The following is a 20,511-nucleotide window of genomic DNA, read 5'->3' as shown; positions in this document are numbered from 1 at the left end:
TGCGATGGGCGGCGCGGCGAGGAGGGGGCGCGCGCGACGCGCCCGTACCCTCTCAGCCTACGCGGCGCCCGGTGAGCGGCCCGGTGGCGTCCCCGCTGCCCGCCCGTACACCCCGCAGGAAGGCTCCCAGCGCCTCCAGCGAGGTCGAGGACGGCTCCCATTCGAGTTCCCGCCGCGCCCGGTCCGCAGAGAGCAGCGGAAGCCTCAGCACCGCGTCGAACAGGTCGGGCGAGGCGGGCGCCACCCGCAGGTGCCAGGCGGCCGCGAGCAGGCTCCGCGCCGCGCCGCTCGGCACCTTCACGGGCCGGGCGTCGAGCAGCGAGGAGAGCGCCGCGGTGTCGATCACCGGGTCCGCCGCGAGGTTGAAGGGGCCACGGACGTCCCGTACGAGCGCACGGCGGTACGCGTCGGCCACGTCGTCCGTGTGCAGTGCCTGGAAGCGCAGTCCCCGCAGCTCCGGCAGGAGGGGCAGCAGATCGGGGCGGAACAGCCAGCCGGGAAAGTACCGGCCGGCGAAGATCCGGCGCTGCTCGCTCGCCGCCTCTTCCTTGAAGAGGAAGCAGGGCCGCATCCGGACCACGCGGGTCTGCGGGTGGTCGCGCTCGAGGGTGTCCAGGACGCGTTCCAGATACGCCTTCTCGCGGGTGTACGCGGCGCCCGGCCAGCCATGGGTCGGCCACGACTCCGAGACGGGCGGGCCGTTCTCCGGTCCCGGGGAGTAGGCGCCGACGGACGAGGCGTACACCAGGGTCGGCACGTGCGCCGCCGCAACCGCGTCGAAGACCCGCAGCGACCCGAGGACGTTGGAGCGCCAGGTCTCGACGGGGTCGTGGGTCGGCTGGAACCGCCATGCCAGATGGACCACCGCGTCGGCGTCCGCGATGTACTCGGCGAGCCGCGGCTCGTCGCTCTCCAGCGACAGGTCCACCTCGGCCCACTCGGTCTTCTCCAGCGTCAACGAGGGGGTGCGGCGCGCGAGTCCGAGGACGGAGGCGATCCGGGGTTCGCGCGCCAGGACGCGCGTCAGGCTCGTTCCGACATTGCCCGTGGCACCCGTCACGACGACCTTCAGTCCCGTACTCGCCTTCATGCATCGACCTTCCGTCATTCCCGGCGGAAGCGCATGTCGGCCGCGCCCCGTGACGGATCGTGTCCGCATGGGTCGCGCGGGTGAGGCGGGGACCCGAATATGGAGCGACGGAGGGAGTGGGGGCCGCGCCAGGAGGAGCATGATGTTGCTGCCCGACAGAAACAAGATCGACCGGCTGCTGCGGCACTACCGGGCCCAGGAGAGAGTGGTCCTGGCCCGGCCGTGCGACCTGTCGATCCGCAGGCGGTTCGAGGACACGGCGTACACGCTGTGTGTGCTGATGGGGGAGCGGACCCCGCGCGAGGCCGTACACGCCGCCGAGCGGTACGTGGGAGGGACGAGCCCCGCGCCGCGGGCTGCACTGGAAGGCCTCCCCGGCTCCTGAGGGCCGGCGCGTCCCGGGCGCGTCGTCCCGGTTGTCGGGGCGAGAGCCGCGTGGCGGGATCCTTCCGGGGCATGAGAGGGGTAGAACCGTGACTCGTACGACCATGGAGGGAGGCGGGTGATCCGATGACGTCGGAGCGGTTCGCCGTCACGTCCGAAGCCGGACCGCAGCCCGGTGCCGTGGTGCTCTCCCTGACGGGCGAGCTCGACCACGACACCGCGGACACACTACGGAGCGCTCTGGAGGAGCGGATCGGCGCGGAACGGATCCTGGTCGACTGCGAGAAGCTCAGCTTCTGCGACTCGACCGGCCTGAACGTGCTGCTCCGCGCCCGTCTGGCCGCCCTGGAAGAGGGCGGTCGCCTGGAACTGGCGGGTCTCCGCCCGCCCGTCGCCCGGATGTTCGAGATCACGGGGGCGCGGACGGTGTTCCGGGTGTACGAGAACGTGGCCGAGGCGCTCGGCGACCGGCGGGCCGGCGGCTAGGCGCGGATGGCGGAGGGAGTCGTGGGCGGGAAAGCCGTGGACGAGGGACAGGTGCGGCGGCTGGTGCTGTTCGGCACCAAGGGCGTCGTGATGCGATGCCGCGACTTCACCGCCGAGGCGCTCGGCGACTGGGGCTGGATCCCCGCGGAGGACGACGAGGGCCGCGAGCGGGCGGAGGACGTCCTGCTCCTGGTCTCCGAGGTCGTCACCAACGCCTGTCTGCACGCGGACGGCCCCGAGGAGCTCGTCCTGCACCGCCGGGGCGACCACCTGCGGGTCGAGGTCTCCGACGGGAACCCCGAGCACCCGCGCCGACGCCAGCCCCGCGCCCCCTCGCTGCCCGGCGGCCACGGCCTCATGGTCCTGGACCGCCTGGCGGGGGCCTGGGGCTCCGAGTCCCGTGCCCACGGCAAGGTCGTGTGGCTGGAGGTCACCCGCCCCGCACCTCACGCCGGCGGACGCTGAACCGGGAAGGTCGCGTCCGAGCAGCGTCCTTTGCGGCACGCCAGAGCGGCGTCCTTCTCGGCGACGATTCCCCGGGCGACGCGTTCCCAGTGGCGCGACGCGTGGCGCGTTCCTAGCGGCGCGTCACGGCCCGGTGGTCCGCCGGGTCCTTCAGGAGGCCCGTGCGGAGCTCGTCCAGGATGCGCGCCAGCAGGCGCGAGATGTGCATCTGGGAGAGGCCGAGACGCTCGCCGATCTCCGCCTGCGTCAGCTCCTCGCCGAACCGCAGCGCGAGTATCAGGCGGTCGCGCTCGTCGAGCCCCGCGATCAGCGGTTTCAGCGACTCCAGCGCGTCGATCAGCTCGTAGGCGCGCTCCTCCTCGGCGAGCCGTCGTGCACCGGCCGTGACGGCCGACTCGTCGTCCCCGGCCGGAGTGTCGAGCGACCGGGCGACATAGCCGTTCGAGGCCTGCTCGCCCTCGGCCACGCTCTCCTCGCCGATGCGCAGATGGTCGGAGAGCTCCGCCCGCGTCGGGCGCCGGCCGAGGCGCTGCTCCAGCGTGTCCACGGCCTTCGCCAGCTCGATGCGCAGCTCCTGGAGCCGTCGTGGCACCTGGACGGCCCAGCTGGTGTCACGGAAGAAGCGCTTCATCTCGCCCACGATCGTGGGCAGCGCGAACGCCGAGAACTCCACCTCCCGGCTGACCTCGAACCGGTCGATCGCCTTGATCAGGCCGATCGTGCCGACCTGGACGATGTCCTCCGCCGGCTCGGCCCGGTTCCGGAACCGGCGGGCGGCGAACTTCACCAGGCTGAGGTTCAGCTCGACCAGGGTGTTCCGCACGTACGCGTGCTCGGCCGTGCCCTCCTCCAGCGCCTCCAGGCGGGTGAAGAGGGCGGTCGAGAGCGTCTGCGCGTCGGCCGTGCTCACCTCGGTGGGCCGGTCGATCTCGGGCAGACCGCCCAGCGCGCGCTCGCGCACGGCCGCAGCCTCGTCGGCTCTAGTGCGGGTCGTGTCGGTGGGCTTGCGGAGGGTGGACATGAGAACTCCTGGAAGGGATGGGGTGAGCCTCCGCCGCTGATGGCGGCCGGCTCCGTCGTTCGCGCGTCCATGGGCAATCATTCCCCTTCCGTGTGGTTTGACACGGAATGACCGGGAAGCGGAGACGTATGACGAGTGCACCGAGCGGCGGGATGACGACCCGCACGGGGGACAGGTCCCGGCTTTTCACGCTGGGTGCCGGCCCGGGCGTGGTCGGTGAATGCCGCGACCTCACACGGCGGGCGCTCCAGGAGTGGTTCGGCGCGCGGGTCGTCGGGAACGTCGCCGTGGACGACATCCTGCTGCTCGTCTCCGAGGTCGTGGCCAACGCCTGCGACCACGGGGGAACCCCGTACGAACTCCGCCTCGACCGCACGGGCCGCCGACTGTGGGTCCAGGTCAGCGACACCAGCCCGGTACACCCTCGGCCACGCGGTCCGCACCGGGCGAGCAGCACCTCGGGCCACGGGCTCTACCTGCTGGAGCGGCTCTCCGCAGGGTGGGGCTCTGTCCCTCGCGGCAAGGGCAAGGCGGTCTGGTTCGCCATGGCGGTGACCTAAGGCACCGGACTCGCGCGCCCTGCCTGGAAGGCGCTGCCGACCCCGGGACGGCGTGCCTAGAGTGGAGAAGCGGAACGGCCCCCACCGCGGGTGCGCCCGGTACTCGTACCGGGACCCTCCGTGGCGCGGGCGCCGCGTCCGTACCGCTCTCGTACCCCCTCCGTGGAGCGTGAGGTCCGCGATGGAGAGTTCCCCCCGGCCCCCCCACCCCGATCCGCACGCGCCCGCCTACCGACTCGGTGAGGACGGGCTCGGCGTGCTCCTGGCCGGACTCACCGCCGTACGGGACGGTGACCTCTCCGTCCGGCTGCCCGAGTCCGCCGGGGGCATCCTCGGCGAGATCGCGTCCGTCTACAACGACATGGTCGACCAGGTCTCCCTGGTCACCTCGGAGGTCACCCGGGTCGCCAGGGAGGTGGGCGGACAGGGCCTGCTCGGCGGCCGGGCGCGCGAGCCGCGCGTGAGCGGGGTGTGGCGTGAACTGACGTCCGGCGTCAACACGATGGCCGACAATCTGACCTCCCAGGTCCGGTCCATCGCCCAGATCGCCACCGCCGTCGCCCAGGGCGACCTGACGCGGAAGATCCGCGTCGACGCGCGCGGCGAGATCCTGGAGCTGAAGGAGACCATCAACACGATGGTCGACCGGCTGTCCTCGTTCGCCGAGGAGGTCACCCGGGTGGCCCGTGAGGTCGGCACGGAGGGCAAGCTCGGTGGCCAGGCCACCGTGCACGGCGTCTCCGGGACCTGGAAGGACCTCACGGACAACGTCAACTCGATGGCCGACAACCTGACCAACCAGGTCCGCAACATCGCCCAGGTGACCACGGCCGTCGCCCAGGGCGACCTCACCAGCCGGATCGACGTCGCCGCGCGCGGTGAGATCCTGGAGCTGAAGACGACCATCAACACCATGGTCGACCAGCTGTCCTCGTTCGCCGCGGAGGTCACCCGGGTGGCCCGTGAGGTCGGTACCGAGGGCAAGCTCGGCGCCCAGGCCGAGGTGGAGGGAGTCTCCGGCACCTGGAAGCGGCTCACCGAGAACGTGAACGAGCTCGCCGGCAACCTGACCCGGCAGGTCCGCGCCATCGCCGAGGTCACCAGCGCCGTCGCCGAGGGCGACCTCACCCGCTCCATCACCGTCGAGGCCCCGGGCGAGGTCGGCGACCTGCGGGACAACATCAACGCGATGGTCGAGTCGCTGCGCGCCACGACCCGTGCCAACGAGGAGCAGGACTGGCTCAAGACCAACATCGCCCGGATCACCGGTCTCATGCAGGGCACCCGCAGCCTGCCGGACGTCGCCGAACTCATCATGACCGAGGTGCCGCCGCTGGTCTCCGCCCAGTACGGAGCCTTCTTCCTCGCCCGGCACGACGACCGCGGCACCGAACTCGTGGTGACCGCCGCCTACGGCTCCTCCGACGAACCCGACGCCCCGGCCCGCCGCTTCCGGCTGGGCCAGTCCCTCGTGGGCCAGGCGGCCCGCGACCGGCGCACGCTCGTGGTCGAAGGCGTCCCCGCCGGGTACGCCACCATCGCCTCGGGGGCGGGTTCCGGCGAACCGGCCATGCTGATCATCCTTCCGATCGTCGTCGAGGACCAGGTCCTCGGCGCCGTCGAACTCGCCTCGCTCCTGCCCTTCACCACCATCCACCGTGACTTCCTCGACCGGTTCGTCGACACCGCGGGCGCCGTCGTCGGCTCGCTCGTCGCCAACCGCCGTACCGACGAACTCCTCGGGCAGTCCCAGCGGCTCACCGACGAACTGCGTGCCAGTTCACAGGAGTTGCAGGCGCGGCAGCAGGAACTCCAGCGCTCCAACGCCGAACTGAAGGAGAAGGCGGCGCTGCTCGCCGAACGCAACAAGGACATCGAGTCCAAGAACCTCGTCATCGAACAGGCCCGGCAGGAGCTGGAGGCGCGGGCCCAGCAGCTCTCCCGGACGTCCATGTACAAGTCCGAGTTCCTCGCCAACATGAGCCACGAGCTGCGCACGCCGCTCAACAGTCTTCTGATCCTGGCCCGGTTGCTCGCGCAGAACCCCGAGGGGAACCTGACGGAGAAGCAGGTCGACTACGCCGAGGTCATCCACTCGGCCGGATCCGACCTGCTCCAGCTGATCAACGACATCCTCGACCTGTCCAAGGTCGAGGCGGGCAAGATGGACATCCGGCCCGAACGGTTCGCGCTGCACCAGCTCCTGGAGTACCTGGAGGCGACGTTCGGTCCGGTGGCCGACGAGCGCGCCCTCACCTTCTCGGTGACCGTCTCCTCGGACGTGCCCGAAGAACTGACCACCGACGAGTCGCGGTTGCGGCAGATCCTGCGCAACCTCCTCTCCAATGCGCTGAAGTTCACCGACGAGGGCGGGGTGGAGTTCGTCATCGAGTACGCGGAGGACGACGAACCGCCCGTCGCGCTGCGGGGCAGCGGGTCCGTGCTGGCCTTCCGGGTCGCCGACACCGGCGTGGGCATCCCCGCGGAGCGGCTCGAAGGGATCTTCGACGCGTTCCAGCAGGGGGACGGGACGACGGCCCGCCGATACGGCGGCACCGGGCTCGGCCTCTCCATCAGCCGCGAGGTGGCCGGGCTGCTCGGTGGAGCGATCGATGTCCACTCCACCCCCGGCAAAGGCAGCCGGTTCACCTTCTACCTGCCCGCCCCGCGGCCCGCCCAGGCCGGCGCGCGGGCGCAGGCGGCCGGGACCGACGTGGGCGGCACCACGGCCACCGACGCCTCCGGAACGTCCGCCGGCGGCGTCCAGGACCCCAGGACCGCCGGCCGTACGGTGCTCGTGGTCGACGACGACGGGCGCAACGTCTACGCGCTCACGGAGATGCTCGAACGCCACGGTGTCCAGGTGCTCCAGGCCGACGGCGGCAGGGCGGCGCTCGCGCTTCTGGAGCAGCACGACGAGGTCGAACTCGTCCTGATGGACGTGATGATGGCGGGCATGGACGGTTACGCCACGACCGAGGCGATCCGCGGCCTCCCGGGCCGCGGCGGGCTTCCGGTCATCGCCGTCACGGCCAAGGCCATGCCGGGCGACCGCGCCCGGGCCCTCGCGGCGGGCGCCAGCGACTACGTGGCGAAACCGGTGGACGCCGACGAACTCATGGCCAAGGTCCGCCAATGGCTGACCACCCCGCCGCGCCGGAACGGCGCGGAGCCATGAGCCGGGGCGGCCGGCTCCCGATCCGGCAGCGCCACGCCTGCCGCGGCGCTGCCGGATGACCCGGTGCCGCGCGTGCCGTGAATGCGCTCGCCACGCCCCGACCGGGGCGTGGAGCCCGCCCGGGGGCCCAAGGCGTGGACCCCGGCGGCGGGCTCGTCAGAGCACGAGTACGGCGACGAGGCTCGTGTCGTCGTCCGTGTCGCCGTCGGCGACGTCGAGCAGGCGATCCACCTGTTCGCTCGGCGGGTAGCCGCTGACCCGTTCCGCCTGCGCGGCGAGCCGCGCGAGTCCGTCGTCCAGGCCGTCGTGGCGGCGCTCGACCAGCCCGTCCGTGAACAGCAGCAGCGTGTCGCCCGGCCGCAGCGCCGTCCGCCGTTCCTCGTACGCGTACGAGGGCACCGCGCCCAGCAGGATGTCCTGCGGCGGGTCGATCAGCCGGGCCACGCCGTCCCGCACGAGCAGCAGCGGCAGGTGCCCCGCGCTCGACCAGACCAGCTCCCGGTCCGCCGGGTCGTACAGCGCGCACACCGCGGTCGCCGTCGGGTACCCGCTCGTGCGCAGCGTCATCTCGTTGAGCCACCCCATCAGCCGCCGCGGCGACTCCCCGGTGCAGGCCAGCCCCCGCTGGGCGTTGTGCAGCGACACCATGCCGGTCACCGCTTCGATCCCGTGCCCGGCGACGTCCCCGACGGCCACGAGGACCTTGCCGCTGGGCAGCGGCTGCACGTCGTACCAGTCGCCGCCCACCCGGTACTCCGCGGCCGCCGGCCGGTACCGGGCCGCCACCACGAGACCGGGGAACTCCTGGAGGTCGGGGACCTCGGGCACGATCGCCTGCTGCAGCTGCTGCGCCATCTGGTGCCGCAGCTCGGCCCGGGTCTGTACGGCCGTCAGCTGGTCGAAGGTCGCGGTGAGCGCCGCCTCTGTGCGGCGGCTCGCCGACACGTCCTGGTACACCCCGGCGAAGCCCGTGACCTTCCCACCGTCCAGGAGCGGCTCGGCGGCCACCCGGACATGACGGACGGCACGGTCGCCGAGGACGATCCGCAGCACCGTCTGCGCCCCGGTGCGCCGCTCCGTCAGGATCCTGAGCAGGTCGGTCAGCGCCTCCCCGTCCTCCGGGTGCACCAGCCCGCGCAGCCCGAGCAGGGGTACGGGAGGCTCCTCACGGCTCCGGCCGAAGAGGGCGTACGCCTGCTCCGACCACACCGTGTCGCCGCCGGTCAGACTGTCCTGGAACAGCGCCACGCTCTGCAGCCGGGAGACAGCGCGCTCCGTGGCCAGTCCCGGGTCGGTGGCGGCGTGCCAGAGCACCACCACCCGCTCGTCGCCGGCCGGCAGGACCCGTACGTCGACCAGCGGCGGGCTGTCGTCCCCTCCGGAGGACGCGGTAGCCGGGAGCCGTGCCACGCGCTGGGTGCGCGCCGTCCGGTGGGCGCGCCGCGCCAGATGGGCGATGTCGGCGTGGAGGAGGGGGAGGGCGAGCGCCAGGGACCGGTCTCCGGGCGGGTGGGCCCCGCCGAGGGCCCCCACGGCGTAGTCGTTGAGATGCTCGACCGTCGGCGGCGACGCGGCCGGGGCCACCCGCAGCAGCATCGCCGGGTGCGAGAGCGCGTCCAGGACGTCCACCAGCGCCGGAGCGCCCGGCGGGGGCGAGTCCGTCGCGTCGAGCACGGTGCCCGCCACGTCCATGAGGCCCACCAGGGCCCTGCGCAGGGGCTCGTCGAAGGTCGTGGGGCCCGGCCAGGCGACCAGGGCCAGGCCGACCGTCGCACCGCGCAGCCGCAGCGGGAGGACGGCCCGCCCCGCGCGCGGCGCGGAGCCCGGCAGCACCGCCCCGGCCGGCGGTCCGGCGTCCAGCCAGACGGGCTCGCCGTCTGCGAGGACCGAGCGGAACGCGGACGGGGCCGCAGGCGGGATCCACTGCCAGGCGGCCGCCTCCGCCGCACCGGCACCCGCGTGTCCGGCCAGGCGCAGGCAGTCCCATGCGTCGCGGCGCCAGAGCCACAGGCTCTCCGCGCCGAGCGGGACCAGCGCGCCGTCGAGCAGGGCGTGTGCCGCCTCGCCGACGGTGTCCAGCGTCTCCGCCGTGCTGGCCGCCCGCCGAGCCCGCCGCTCCTCGGGGGTGCTGAAGACGACGTGAGCCGGCTCGTCCTCCGCCTCGGCCGGAGCGGGGGAAGGGGCGGGGGCGGCGGGCGCGCCCCCGGATGCCCCGGCGACGCCGTTGAGGATGTCGGCGGAGAGGTCCTCGACGCCCAGCCCCGTCGCCCTGGACAGTGCGGCCAGGTGCTCCGCCGCGTCGGCGGGGGAGGCCCCCATCTGGGCCGCGAGGACACCGGTGGCCAGATCGATCAGATGGCGACGGGTGAGTTCGGCCCGCAGTCGCCGGTTCTCGGCCGACAGGCCGGCGGTCCCGGGCCCCTGGGGCCCCTGCGTGGACGTCGTCACGACTCCAGCCGTCCCTCCGCCATGAGAATGTCCGTACACGCACCGTTTCGCTCCGTATTCTACCGTTGTGCGCCCTGCCGACGTGTGTCCGAACGCCCGTCCCGGGTATGCGCACGGCGGAACGGAACCGGCGTCGGGACGGGAGGTGCCCGGTGAAGGAGGAAGCCGGTCTCTCGCCACGCGAGCGGCGCGTCCTGGCCGAGATCGAGGAGGCGCTCGGCGAGGACTCCTCGCTGGAGCGCGGGCTCCGCACCATGCGCGCGCGGCGTGCGGGCTCGCGGATGCGGGGACGGCCGGGCCACGGTCGGGCCGGCCGCCGCGAGGCGGTGGCCGTCACCCTGCTGAGCGCCGTGGCCCTCGTCGTGCTGGTGCTCGCGGTCGCGACCGCCGAGCCCGCCCTGATCTGGGCCTTCGCGGCCGTCTGGGTGATCACCCTGTCCGGCCTGCTGCGTCTCGTCGTCCGCTGGTCCCGACGGCTGAAGCCGAGGTCGTGGCCCCCCTGACGATCCGGCGCCGCCCTCCGGGCCGGCCGCCGCACGTATCCCACATCGGAGAGGAGCACGTCATGCCGCGTGGATCGAGCCCCAAGCGCGAACGCCAGTACGAGCACATCAAGGACAGCGCCCTGGACAGGGGCGAGAGCACGAAGCGAGCCAAGGAGATCGCGGCGCGGACGGTCAACAAGGAACGCGCCCGCTCCGGCGAGTCCGAGACGGCGAGCAAGAGCTCGACCCAGGACATGTCGTCCTCGAAGCGGGGCGGGCAGCGCTCGCACAGCGGCTCGCAGGGGCCGACGTACGACCAGCTCTACGCCGAGGCGCAGCGGCGCGGCGTCCACGGCCGCTCGTCGATGAACAAGGCCGAACTGAAGCGTTCCCTCGGCGACTGAGCGTCGGCGGGAGCGGCGAGGCCCCTCGTCGTGGGGCCCGTGACCACGAGGGCCCGTGGCCGCGAGGGCGGCCCGGGGTCGCGAGAACCCGGGGTCGCGAAAAACCCGTCACCACGAGGGCCCGTGGCCGCGAGGACGGCCCGGGGTCGCGGGGGCTCCTGGTCGCGAGGGCGGCCCGTGGTCACGAGGGCCCAGGTCGCGAGGGCCCGTTGTCAGTGGTGCCCGGCACGATGGACACATGACGACGACTCCGGTTCTCGCCGATGCCGCCGCGTACGCGCGTGCGGTCGAGGACGCCCAGCAAGCCGCTGCCGCCTACTACGCGGGCGGCACGTCCCCGCTCGACGACGACGCCTACGACCGGCTCGCCCGGGCGATAGCCGTCTGGGAGGCCGACCACCCCGACGAGGTGCGGAGCGACTCCCCGACGGGGAAGGTCGCCGGGGGTGCGGCCGTCGGGGACGTGCCGCACACGCGGCCGATGCTCTCGCTCGACAACGTCTTCTCGGCCGAGCAGTTCACCGCCTGGGCCGCGTCCCTGGAGCGCAGGATCGGACGGAGCGTCGAGCACTGGAGCGTCGAGCCCAAGCTCGACGGCCTCGCGATCGCCGCGCGCTACGAGGAGGGGCGGCTCGCGCGGCTCATCACCCGAGGTGACGGCACGGCCGGGGAGGACGTGTCGCACGCCGTCGGGACGATCGTCGGACTGCCGGAGCGGCTCACCGAGCCCGTCACGGTCGAGATCCGCGGCGAAGTGCTGATGACCACCGAGCAGTTCGAGGCCGCCAACCCGGTGCGGGTCGCCCACGGCGGCGAGCCCTTCGCCAACCCGCGCAACGCGGCGGCGGGCACCCTGCGCGCCAAGGACCGCCCGTACCGGGTGGAGATGACCTTCTTCGCGTACGACATGCTGCCGCTGAACGTGCCGGGGGAGGGCGCGGCGAGCACGGCCGGACTCGACGAGGCGGCGCACAGCGAGCTGCTCGCCCGGGCCGTCGCCCTCGGCCTGCACACCTCGGGCGCCACCGCCGTCCCCGGCCGCAGGGCGACCGGCGTGGCCGAGGTCCTCGCCCGGGTGGAGGAGATAGCCGCTCTCCGGGCGGAGCTCCCCTTCGGCATCGACGGGATCGTCGTCAAGGCGGATCTCGCCGCCGACCGCCGCGAGGCGGGCGAGGGCTCCCGTGCGCCCCGCTGGGCGATCGCGTACAAGCTGCCCGCCGTCGAGAAGGTCACCCGTCTCCTCGGCGTCGAGTGGAACGTCGGCCGTACGGGCATCATCGCGCCGCGCGCCGTCCTGGAGCCGGTGGACATCGACGGCAGCACGGTCACCTACGCCACGCTGCACAACCCCTCCGACATCGCGCGCCGCGACCTGAGACTCGGCGACCACGTGATGGTCTACAAGGCGGGCGACATCATCCCCCGCGTCGAGGCACCCGTCGCCCAGCTGAGGACCGGCGAGGAGCAGCCCATCGACTTCCCCGAGGCCTGCCCGCAGTGCGGCTCGGAGATCGACCGCAGCGAGCAGCGCTGGCGGTGCGCCCGCGGGCGCGACTGCCACCTCGTCGCCTCCCTCTCGTACGCCGTCGGCCGCGACCAGCTCGACATCGAGGGCCTGGGCGGGAGCCGCATCGTCCAGCTCGTCGAGGCGGGCCTCGTCGCCGACGTCGCCGACCTCTTCACCCTGACCCGCGAGCAGCTGCTCGGCCTGGAGCGGATGGGCGAGACGAGCACGGACAACCTGCTCGCTGCGATCACCACCGCGCGCAGCCGTCCGCTCGCCCGGGTCCTGTGCGCCCTCGGCATCCGCGGAACGGGCCGCTCCATGTCCCGTCGGATAGCCCGGCACTTCGCCACCATGGACGCGATCCGGGCGGCCGACGCCGAGGCGATGCGCGAGGTCGAGGGGATCGGGGCGGAGAAGGCCCCGGTCATCGTCGCCGAGCTGGCCGAGCTGGGCGCGATCGTCGACAGACTGGTCGCCGCCGGGGTCAACATGACCGAGCCCGGAGCCACCCCGCCGCCCCCGCCCGGGTCCGCGACGGAGCCGGACGCGCCCGTTCCGGGTCCGGACGCGCCCTCGGACGCCACCTCCGGCGTGGCGGCGGGCCCGCTGGCCGGCCTCGCGGTGGTCGTCACCGGAGCCATGAGCGGGCCGCTGGAGGCGCTGAGCCGCAACGAGATGAACGAACTCATCGAGCGCGCCGGGGGCAGGGCCTCCTCCAGCGTCTCCAAGCGCACCGGTCTGGTCGTCGCCGGCGAGAAGGCCGGCTCCAAGCGGACCAAGGCCGAGGAGCTGGGCATCCGTCTGGTGGACCCGGAGGAGTTCGCCGTGCTGCTCGGCGACTTCCTGCTCGCGTGACCCTCCCGCCCTGACCGGGGGTGCGGCCGAGCGCCGGCCGTGCGGCCTGCGCCGGGGCCTGTGGCGAGGGCCCCGGCGTCTCCGGAGGCGCCGCACGACCGGCCGTCACAGGCCCCCGTCGGCGCCCCCGTCGCCCCGCCCGGTCGACCGGCGCCGCCAGACCCAGAGCGAGAGCGCGGCGCCCAGCGACGCGCCCACAAGGGCCAGGGGGAGACCCGCCCAGGGACGCGACGGAAGGTCCTCCCGGGACACGGTCCTCCCCGGGGCGCTCAGCGCACCCACGTCCTTGGACACCGCCGCGCCCGGCCGCCCCTCGGCGCCGGCGGACCCGCCCGCTCCGGGCCGGGCCCCGGCACTCGCCTGCGGCGCGGACTTCTGGCCCGGGGCGCCTCCCGGCTTCTCGGCGGAGCCGCCGGCGGCCTTCACACCGGGGCTCGCCGAGGACGTCCCGGCGGGCCGTTCGCCCACCCCCTTCACAGGCTTCGTCTCCGGCAGGTTCTTCGCCCTGTCGCGTGCGGCCTCGGGAAGGAGCGAGCCCACCGGCCGGACCTCGCCCGCCGCTGCGAAGCCCCAGTCGAGCAGCGTCCGCGCCTCCTCGTACACCGCGAAGCCGCTGCCCGACTGCGGATTCATCACCGATACGACCAGCGTCCGCGAGCCCCGCCGCGCCGCGGCGATCAGCGTGTTCCCCGCGCCGCTGGTGTAGCCGTTCTTCACACCGATCAGCCCCGGATAGCGGTCCACCCCGTTGTCCCCCGTCAGCAGCCGGTTGGTGTTGCGGATGCCGTACGACCAGTCGCCCGAGGGGAAGTCCGCGTACCGGGTGGAGCAGTACCGGACGAACGCCGGATCCTGCAGCCCGGCCCGTCCGAAGAGCGCCAGGTCGTAGGCCGAGGACACCTGGCCCGGCTCGTCGTACCCGTCGGGGGAGACCACGCGCGTGTCGTTCGCCCCCAGCGCGCGGGCCTTCTCCTGCATCTGACGGGCCATGGACTCCCAGCCGCCGTTCATGGCCGCGAGCACCCGCACCGCGTCGTTCCCGGAGCTGAGGAAGACACCGTTCCAGAGGTCCGACACCTTGTACGTGTATCCGGCCTGGACCCCGACCATGCTGCTGCCGCTGCCGATCCCCTCCAGCTCCGACTCGGAGACCGTGTGGCGCTCCTCCTGGTCCATGCGCGGCAGCGCGGTGACGGCGAACAGCGTCTTCAGCGTGCTGGCCGGAGGGAGCTTGCGATGCGCGTTGCGCGCCGCCAGGACGTCGCCGGTGGAGGCGTCCGCGACCACCCAGGACAGCGCGGAGACGCCGTCCGGCGCATCGGGCGCACCCCGGAGGGCCTGGACCTGCGTGCCCGAGCGGTACAGCCGGGCGGGATCGACGGAACGTTCGACAGGGGGCGTGGGTTCGGTGACGGTGGACGCCGTCGCCGCCGGTGCGGGCAGCACGAGCAGCAGCGCCGCGGCGCCGGCGGCCGCATGACGGACAGCTGACATGACGATCATTCAGCCACCGTAGGAAGCGCGGGGGACACCCGCAGAACGAAGTGCGCCGACCGGCGTACTGAGGGTGGCATTCGGGCGATGCCGGACCGCTTTGCGCGGCACGGCATGCTGGTGACGTGTCCTCACTTCCGTATCAGAGCATGCCCGTTCCGCCGGAGCCCGTGCCGGGCCCGCCCACGACGGGCCTCCCCGCCGCCCCCGCGGGCGCACCCGCGATCAGGTCCGAAGGGCAGCCGCGAACCGCCCCGGCCGGCCACATGATCGTCTGCGGGGACGACGTGCTCGCCCACCGGCTGGCGGGCGAACTCCACGACGTCTACGGGGAGAGGGTCACCCTGCTCGTCCCCGCGCGCGCGGACGCCCCGCGGCAGCACACGGGCCGTCCGGGGCGCGCCGCATCGCTCTTCGGCCGGGTGACGGCCGTCATGACGCGGACGCCCGTGGGAGAGCCACGGGAGGCCTCCGAGGGCGGCAGGTCCGTGCGGGTCGTCGAGACGAGCGAGGCCGATGACACGGTGCTGCTGGACGCGGGAGTGGAGCGGGCCGCCGCGCTCGCCCTCGTCCATGACGACGACGAGACGAACATCCGCGCCGCGCTCGCCGCCCGCCGCCTCAACCCAAGGCTCCGGCTCGTCATCCGGCTCTACAACCGCAAGCTCGGCCAGCACCTGGAGACACTCCTCGACCAGGCCGCCGCCGTCGCCGAGCCGGGCATCGATCCCAGGGCGTTCGACGCCGCCACGACCGTGCTCTCCGACGCGGACACCGCGGCCCCCGCCCTCGCGGCCACCGCTGTCGCCGGCACCAGCAAGGTCGTCCAGGCCGGCGGCCTGCTCCTGCACGCCGTCGAACGCACCCCGCCCGCCCGTGGCGAGACCGCCGACCCGGGCCTCTGCACGCTCGCGCTGCTCTCGGCCACCACCAACGACCCGGCGGGCGTGGAGGGCTCCGAGCGCAGCGGAGCCCAGGGTCCGCTGCTGCTCCCCGACGACCAGGCCGTCGCGGCCGCACCCGGTCGCGGCACGGTCGCCCTCGAAGCGATCAGCTACGCCGGACCCACCCTGTCCGCCACCCGGTTCGGCGCCTCGGCCCTGCCCGTGGGCTCGCTCTTCTCCCGGCGCCTGCGCTGGTCGCTCGCCGGAGTGACCGCGGCCGTCGCCGCCATCGCTCTCGCCTCCTGGCTCACCACCGGCGACCACCCCCTGCACGCGGCCTACCTCACCCTCCTCGACATCTTCGCCATCGGCGACCCGGCTGTCGACGAGACGACCGGCCGACAGGTGCTGCAGATCCTCGCCGGCTTCGTCGGGCTCCTCCTGATGCCCGTCCTGATCGCCGGCATCCTGGAGGCCCTCGGTACCTTCCGCACCGCGACCTCGCTGCGCCGCCCGCCCCGCGGGCTCTCCGGCCACGTCGTACTCCTGGGCCTCGGCAAGGTCGGCACCCGTGTCCTCGCACGACTGCGCCGGCTGGACATCCCCGTCGTCTGCGTCGAGTCCGACCCCGAGGCGCGCGGTGTCGCCCTGGCCCGCAGGCTGCGCGTGCCCACCGTCATCGGGGACGTCACCGACGAAGGCGTGCTGGAGGCCGCCCGTATCCACCGCGCCCAGGCACTGCTCGCGCTGACCAGCATCGACATCACCAACCTGGAGGCGGCGCTGTCCGCCCGCTCCGTCAAGCCCGACCTGCGGGTCGCCCTGCGCCTGTACGACGACGACTTCGCCACCGCCGTGTACCGGACGCTGCGGGCCGCCCACCCCGAGGCGCTGACCCGCAGCCGCAGCGTCTCGCATCTGGCCGCGCCCGCCTTCGCCGGCGCCATGATGGGCCGCCAGATCCTGGGCGCCATCCCGGTCGAGCGCCGGGTGCTGCTCTTCGCGGCCGTGGAGGCGGCGGAGAACCCGTTCCTGGAGGGCCGGACGATCGCCGAGGCCTTCCGTCCCGGGGCCTGGCGGGTCATCGCCCTCGCGACCGGTTCCGCGCCCCTCGGCAGATACGGCGCGGGGCTCGTCTGGCAGCTGGAGCCCGACCGCGTCCTCGCCGCCGGCGACCGCGTCCTCGTCGCCACCACCCGGCGCGGTCTCGCGGAGCTCCTCGGACGCCACCCCCGGCCGCCTCGCCAGTCCGGGCCCGACTCCGTCCGGCACAGGCCGAGTTGACACCCACGACGGCCGCCGCCACGCGCCGTAGGATCTGACCGCCCGTGAGCCGCCTCGGCCCGTCCCCGCCTTGAGGAGTGACCCGATGAACGCCACGCCCCACCGCCTCGACCCCACCGGCGGCTGCCCCCACGCGGCCAACGCGCGCCTCCTCGCCCAGGGTGCCGTGACCCCCGTCGTCCTGCCCGGCGAGGTGGAGGGCATGGCCGTCCTCGGCCACGACGCGCTGCGGGATTTCCTCGCCCATCCCGAGGTCGGCAAGGGCGCCCGGCATTTCACCGCACTCGCCGAGGGCCGTGTCCCCGACGGCTGGCCGCTGCACACCTTCGCCACCGTCCAGGGCATGACCACCGCCGACGGCGCTGATCACCGCCGACTCCGTTCGCTGGTCGGCAAGGCGTTCACCGCCCGCCGGGTCGAGGCGCTGCGGCCCCGGATCGAGACGCTCACCGCCGGGCTCCTCGACCGGCTGGACGAGGCAGCCCGCGAGGGCGACGGAGTCGCCGACCTGCGCCGCCACTTCGCCCTGCCGCTGCCGCTCGGTGTCATCTGCGAACTCCTCGGTGTGGAGGAGAGGCACCAGGACCGTCTGCACCGTCTCTCCAACCAGGTCGTCGCCACCGACATCGGCCCCGAGGAGGTCATGGCCGCGAACCGTGAGCTCCTGGAGATCCTCACCGCCATCGCCGCCGACCGGGCCCGCCGGCCCGGCGACGACCTCACCAGCGCCCTCATCGCCGCCCGCGACGAGGGCGGCGACCGGCTCAGCCAGCCGGAACTCATCGGCACGCTCGTCCTGATGATCATCGCCGGTCACGAGACCACGCTCAACCTCGTCACCAACGCCGTCCGCGCGCTCTGCGCCCACCGCGACCAGCTCGCCCTCCTCACCGAAGGGGCTGCCGCCTGGTCCGACGTCGTAGAGGAGACGCTGCGTTGGGACAGCCCCGTCAGCTACTTCCCGTTCCGCTACCCCACCCGCGACCTCACCGTCGGCGGCACGCTCATCCCGAAGGGGACACCGGTCCTGGCCGCCTACTCGGCGGCCGGGCGGGACACGAAGGCGCACGGCCCGGACGCCGACCGCTTCGACATCACGCGCGTCCCCGCGGCCAGGCACCTCTCCCTCGGCCACGGCCCCCACTACTGCCTCGGTGCCCCGCTCGCCCGGATGGAGGCGGCCATCGCGCTGGAGGCGCTCTTCACCCGCTTCCCCGATCTGGACCTCGCCGTACCCGAGGAGGACCTCACGCGCCACGCGAGCTTCGTCGGCAACAGCGTCCGCGCGCTACCCGTACGCCTGCGCTAGCGTCCCCCACCCCCCCCACGCCCGTGGTCGTGCCCGCCTCACCCCGCCCGGCCGAGGTCGCCCGCGGGGGAGGCGCGCAGGGCCGAGACGAGGCGCAGCAGATGTGCCTCGTTCCCCACGAGACCCGCGGCCCGCAGCGCCTCGTCGGCCTCGGCCATGGGGTGGGTGAGCATCGCCGCCGCGTAGGGAACGAGGTGCGGATCGGTCAACACGGCCTGTGTGGACTCGAGCAGACGCAGGTACGCCTGGGCTGCGGCGCGCTCATGGACGGTGATCGTGGTCATGTCGGGCTCCCTCTCGACAGGTTGGCGGCCTCTACCCTCTCGTACGGGTCTGACAACGAGCCCGCGAGCGGGGCCGCCGGGCCGCCGTAGGGCTCCCTGCGGAGGCGGACGGCGGACGCGGCTGGGGTGAGATGGAGAGTCGGCCGGAGCACCCGGAGCCGTGATGCGCGGACACAGTCCATCCTGGCGAACGCGTTCCTCGGGCCGTCGGCGGTCGCCGTCGCGGCCATCACCGTGGGGAGCACCCTGGCACCGGTCTGTGCCTGTCTGATGCTGCGCAAGGCTCCGCAGGTCCGGTGGCCGGTGCGCGCCCGGCGGGTGCGGTGGATCGAGGCTGTGACGCTGGCGGCCGGTACGGTCTCCGTCACCCTCCTGGCCACCCGTACGACCGATTCGGCCCTGCTCTTCCTCGTCTCCCCCGTCCTGATCTGGGCGGCCTTCCGCTTCCAGCTGGCCGGCGCGGCGCCGTGTGCGCTCGTGGTCTCGACGCTGGCGGTTCCGGCCGCCACCGGCGACCTTCTGCTGGCGGCGGTCATCACCGAACGCGACGCCACCCATGAGGAGATCAAGCGGGTGTGCCTGCGGTTCGCGGAGATGGTCGCCCAGCTGGAGCCGCGGCCCGAGTCGTACGAACTCCCGCCCGAAGACCCGCCGCCGTGACGCCGGAGAGCCCCTGCGGCCGGACGCCGGGCCGCCGGGCGAGGGCAGGCGGATCCGGAGGGCGGCCGCGGGCTCAATAGGGTGGCCCCATGTCTGCCACGTTGAGTTCCACCAAAGCCGCCGCCGCGCTCCGCACCGCGGCACGTGTCTCCGCGGAGTCACTGCTGGTCCTGCTGATGGCTGCCGTGACCCTCTGGCTCGTAGGTCGCATGTGGCCGGTCGTCTGGCCGCTGATAGTCGGCCTGTTCCTCACCACCCTCACCTGGCCCCTGACACGCTTCCTGCGCCGGCACGGATGGCCTCCCGCCCTCGCCGCTGCGTCCGTGACCGTCCTGTTCCTGCTGGTCGTCACGGGCATCGCCGCGCTGATCGCGGTGCCGATGGCCTCCCAGTCGGGCGAACTGGCCGACGGCGTCGTCGAAGGCATCCAGAAGGTGCGCGAGTGGGCGGCCGGGCCGCCGCTGAACATCGGTGACGACCAGATCTCGGGGGCTCTCGACACCGCCATGGCCCGGGTGCAGGACAGCGTCGGCAGTGTGGTCACCGCAGTGGCCTCGGGGCTCGGGACGGTGCTCAACGGCGTCGTCACCGCCGTCCTCGCCCTCTTCCTGATGTTCTTCTTCCTCAAGGACGGCCCGCGGTTCCTGCCGTGGCTCGCGCGTCAGCTCCCCGGTCGGTTCGCCACCGACGTGCCGGCCGTCGCCGAGCGCGGCTGGGACACGCTGGGCACCTTCGTGCGGTCCCAGGCGTTCGTCGGCCTGCTCGACGCCGTCTTCATCGGCCTCGGACTCTGGGTCCTGGGTGTACCCCTGGTCCTGCCGCTCGCCGTACTGACGTTCGTCTCCGCGTTCGTGCCGATCGTGGGTGCGCTCTTCGCCGGCCTGGTCGCCGTCCTCATCGCACTGGTGTCGAACGGCCCGACGGACGCGCTGATCGTCCTCGCGATCATCGTCGTCGTGCAGCAGCTGGAGGGCAACGTGTTCCAGCCCATGATCCAGAGCAGGGGCCTCGGCCTCCACGCGGGAGTGGTCCTGCTGGCCGTGACGCTGGGCGGCAGCCTGGCCGGGATCGTGGGCAGCCTGCTCGCGGTGCCGGTGGCCGCGCTGATCGCGGTGGTCTGGAACTACCTGCGTGAACAGCTCTCCGAACCCGCGGCCCGCCCGGAAAGCGACGAGCCGGAGACCGCCGCCGTGCCGGCCTAGGGTGTGTCGCGGGCACCGCGCTCGTCCAGCCACGCGGTGAGCCGTTCGAGGAAGACGCGCTGGCCCGCGACGAGGAGCGGAGCGGCCGCCGGCGGGGCGAACCAACCGACCCGGTCGATCTCCGGGAACTCCCGCCGTTCGCCCGAACCGCGCGGCCACTCCATGGTGAAGGTGCCCGGCACGATCCGGGTCGGGTCGAGGTCCGCCTCGACCGCCCAGATCGTGACGGTCTTTCCGTTCGCCTGCCGGGCCTCGCCGAGCGGGATCCGCTCGCCGTCCGGCGCGGGCAGGCCGAGCTCCTCCTCGAACTCGCGGCGGGCGGCGGCCTCCGGTGTCTCCTCGGGGCCGTACTCGCCCTTCGGGATCGACCAGGCAGCGACGTCCCTCGACGACCAGAAGGGCCCGCCCATATGGCCGATGAGCACCTCGAAACCGCCGTCCGCCGTACCGCGGAAGAGAAGGAGCCCAGCACTGCGCTTGTCCGGCATACGCCACAGTGTGGCCGAGCGGC

18 protein-coding genes are annotated in these 20,511 nt (G+C 73.4%); 12 read left to right on the top strand and 6 right to left on the bottom strand.

All coding sequences use genetic code 11. From position 1 onward, the window contains the following. Window positions 1–52: 52 nt before the first annotated feature. Window positions 53–1,090 (bottom strand): NAD-dependent epimerase/dehydratase family protein, encoded by a 1,038-nt coding sequence (locus ACF1G2_RS18910; protein ID WP_391799351.1) that lies wholly within the window; start codon window positions 1,088–1,090, stop codon window positions 53–55. A gap of 142 nt (window positions 1,091–1,232) precedes the next feature. Between ACF1G2_RS18910 and ACF1G2_RS18905 the strand changes: the two genes are divergently transcribed. From ACF1G2_RS18905 to ACF1G2_RS18895, 3 genes are all read left to right on the top strand, one after another. After that, window positions 1,233–1,475 (top strand): DUF5133 domain-containing protein, encoded by a 243-nt coding sequence (locus ACF1G2_RS18905; protein WP_391799459.1) that lies wholly within the window; start codon window positions 1,233–1,235, stop codon window positions 1,473–1,475. Between the two features lie 125 nt (window positions 1,476–1,600). Continuing rightward, window positions 1,601–1,960: an STAS domain-containing protein gene (locus ACF1G2_RS18900; RefSeq protein WP_391799350.1), complete on the top strand. Its 360-nt coding sequence runs from the start codon at window positions 1,601–1,603 to the stop codon at window positions 1,958–1,960. Window positions 1,961–1,981: 21 nt separating this feature from the next. Beyond that, complete coding sequence (locus tag ACF1G2_RS18895) at window positions 1,982–2,425, top strand: ATP-binding protein (protein ID WP_391799349.1); 444 nt, start codon at window positions 1,982–1,984, stop codon at window positions 2,423–2,425. 112 nt (window positions 2,426–2,537) lie between these two features. Here the strand turns inward: ACF1G2_RS18895 and ACF1G2_RS18890 are convergent, their stop codons facing one another. After that, complete coding sequence (locus ACF1G2_RS18890) at window positions 2,538–3,446, bottom strand: SigB/SigF/SigG family RNA polymerase sigma factor (protein WP_391799348.1); 909 nt, start codon at window positions 3,444–3,446, stop codon at window positions 2,538–2,540. 128 nt (window positions 3,447–3,574) lie between these two features. Between ACF1G2_RS18890 and ACF1G2_RS18885 the strand changes: the two genes are divergently transcribed. Together ACF1G2_RS18885 and ACF1G2_RS18880 are read left to right on the top strand one after the other, a co-directional pair. Next, window positions 3,575–4,006 (top strand): ATP-binding protein, encoded by a 432-nt coding sequence (locus tag ACF1G2_RS18885; protein WP_391799347.1) that lies wholly within the window; start codon window positions 3,575–3,577, stop codon window positions 4,004–4,006. Between the two features lie 181 nt (window positions 4,007–4,187). Next, entirely contained in the window at window positions 4,188–7,184 is a 2,997-nt protein-coding gene (locus ACF1G2_RS18880) for a HAMP domain-containing protein (protein WP_391799346.1), read from the top strand. Between the two features lie 156 nt (window positions 7,185–7,340). Here ACF1G2_RS18880 and ACF1G2_RS18875 read toward each other — a convergent pair whose 3' ends face one another. After that, a complete protein-coding gene (locus ACF1G2_RS18875; protein WP_391799345.1) occupies window positions 7,341–9,632 on the bottom strand; it encodes a SpoIIE family protein phosphatase in 2,292 nt (763 codons plus the stop codon). A 152-nt stretch (window positions 9,633–9,784) separates the two neighbouring features. Here ACF1G2_RS18875 and ACF1G2_RS18870 point away from each other — a divergent pair, with 152 nt between their 5' ends. The 3 genes from ACF1G2_RS18870 (at window position 9,785) to ligA (ending at window position 12,883) form a co-directional block, all read left to right on the top strand. Next, window positions 9,785–10,135 (top strand): DUF3040 domain-containing protein, encoded by a 351-nt coding sequence (locus ACF1G2_RS18870; RefSeq protein WP_391799344.1) that lies wholly within the window; start codon window positions 9,785–9,787, stop codon window positions 10,133–10,135. Between the two features lie 62 nt (window positions 10,136–10,197). Beyond that, complete coding sequence (locus ACF1G2_RS18865) at window positions 10,198–10,521, top strand: plasmid stabilization protein (RefSeq protein WP_391799343.1); 324 nt, start codon at window positions 10,198–10,200, stop codon at window positions 10,519–10,521. Between the two features lie 238 nt (window positions 10,522–10,759). Continuing rightward, window positions 10,760–12,883 (top strand): NAD-dependent DNA ligase LigA, encoded by a 2,124-nt coding sequence (ligA, locus tag ACF1G2_RS18860; protein ID WP_391799342.1) that lies wholly within the window; start codon window positions 10,760–10,762, stop codon window positions 12,881–12,883. Between the two features lie 105 nt (window positions 12,884–12,988). Here ligA and ACF1G2_RS18855 read toward each other — a convergent pair whose 3' ends face one another. Further along, on the bottom strand, window positions 12,989–14,386 hold the full coding sequence (locus ACF1G2_RS18855; protein ID WP_391799341.1) for a D-alanyl-D-alanine carboxypeptidase family protein: 1,398 nt from the start codon (window positions 14,384–14,386) through the stop codon (window positions 12,989–12,991). A 257-nt stretch (window positions 14,387–14,643) separates the two neighbouring features. Between ACF1G2_RS18855 and ACF1G2_RS18850 the strand changes: the two genes are divergently transcribed. Next, window positions 14,644–16,545: an NAD-binding protein gene (locus ACF1G2_RS18850; RefSeq protein WP_391799458.1), complete on the top strand. Its 1,902-nt coding sequence runs from the start codon at window positions 14,644–14,646 to the stop codon at window positions 16,543–16,545. Window positions 16,546–16,630: 85 nt separating this feature from the next. Next, window positions 16,631–17,854, top strand: coding sequence for a cytochrome P450 (locus ACF1G2_RS18845; RefSeq protein ID WP_391799340.1), 1,224 nt, complete (start codon window positions 16,631–16,633; stop codon window positions 17,852–17,854). A gap of 38 nt (window positions 17,855–17,892) precedes the next feature. Here the strand turns inward: ACF1G2_RS18845 and ACF1G2_RS18840 are convergent, their stop codons facing one another. Then, a complete protein-coding gene (locus tag ACF1G2_RS18840; protein ID WP_391799339.1) occupies window positions 17,893–18,138 on the bottom strand; it encodes a hypothetical protein in 246 nt (81 codons plus the stop codon). Window positions 18,139–18,264: 126 nt separating this feature from the next. On the opposite strand from ACF1G2_RS18840, the gene ACF1G2_RS18835 reads away from it, so the two are divergent. Then, window positions 18,265–18,798, top strand: coding sequence for a hypothetical protein (locus tag ACF1G2_RS18835; RefSeq protein ID WP_391799338.1), 534 nt, complete (start codon window positions 18,265–18,267; stop codon window positions 18,796–18,798). Window positions 18,799–18,887: 89 nt separating this feature from the next. Beyond that, window positions 18,888–20,000 carry an AI-2E family transporter gene (locus tag ACF1G2_RS18830; protein ID WP_391799337.1) on the top strand — a complete coding sequence of 371 codons (1,113 nt, stop codon included), beginning with the start codon at window positions 18,888–18,890 and terminating at the stop codon, window positions 19,998–20,000. Here the strand turns inward: ACF1G2_RS18830 and ACF1G2_RS18825 are convergent. Then, a complete protein-coding gene (locus ACF1G2_RS18825; protein ID WP_391799336.1) occupies window positions 19,997–20,488 on the bottom strand; it encodes an NUDIX domain-containing protein in 492 nt (163 codons plus the stop codon). The genes ACF1G2_RS18830 and ACF1G2_RS18825 overlap by 4 nt on opposite strands. Between the last annotated feature and the right edge of the window lie 23 nt (window positions 20,489–20,511).

Source organism: Streptomyces sp. NPDC013457 (assembly GCF_043089925.1).
Classification (GTDB): domain Bacteria; phylum Actinomycetota; class Actinomycetes; order Streptomycetales; family Streptomycetaceae; genus Streptomyces.
The sequence above is the reverse complement of the archived record's forward strand: the minus strand, read 5'-3'. Positions and strand labels throughout refer to the sequence as shown.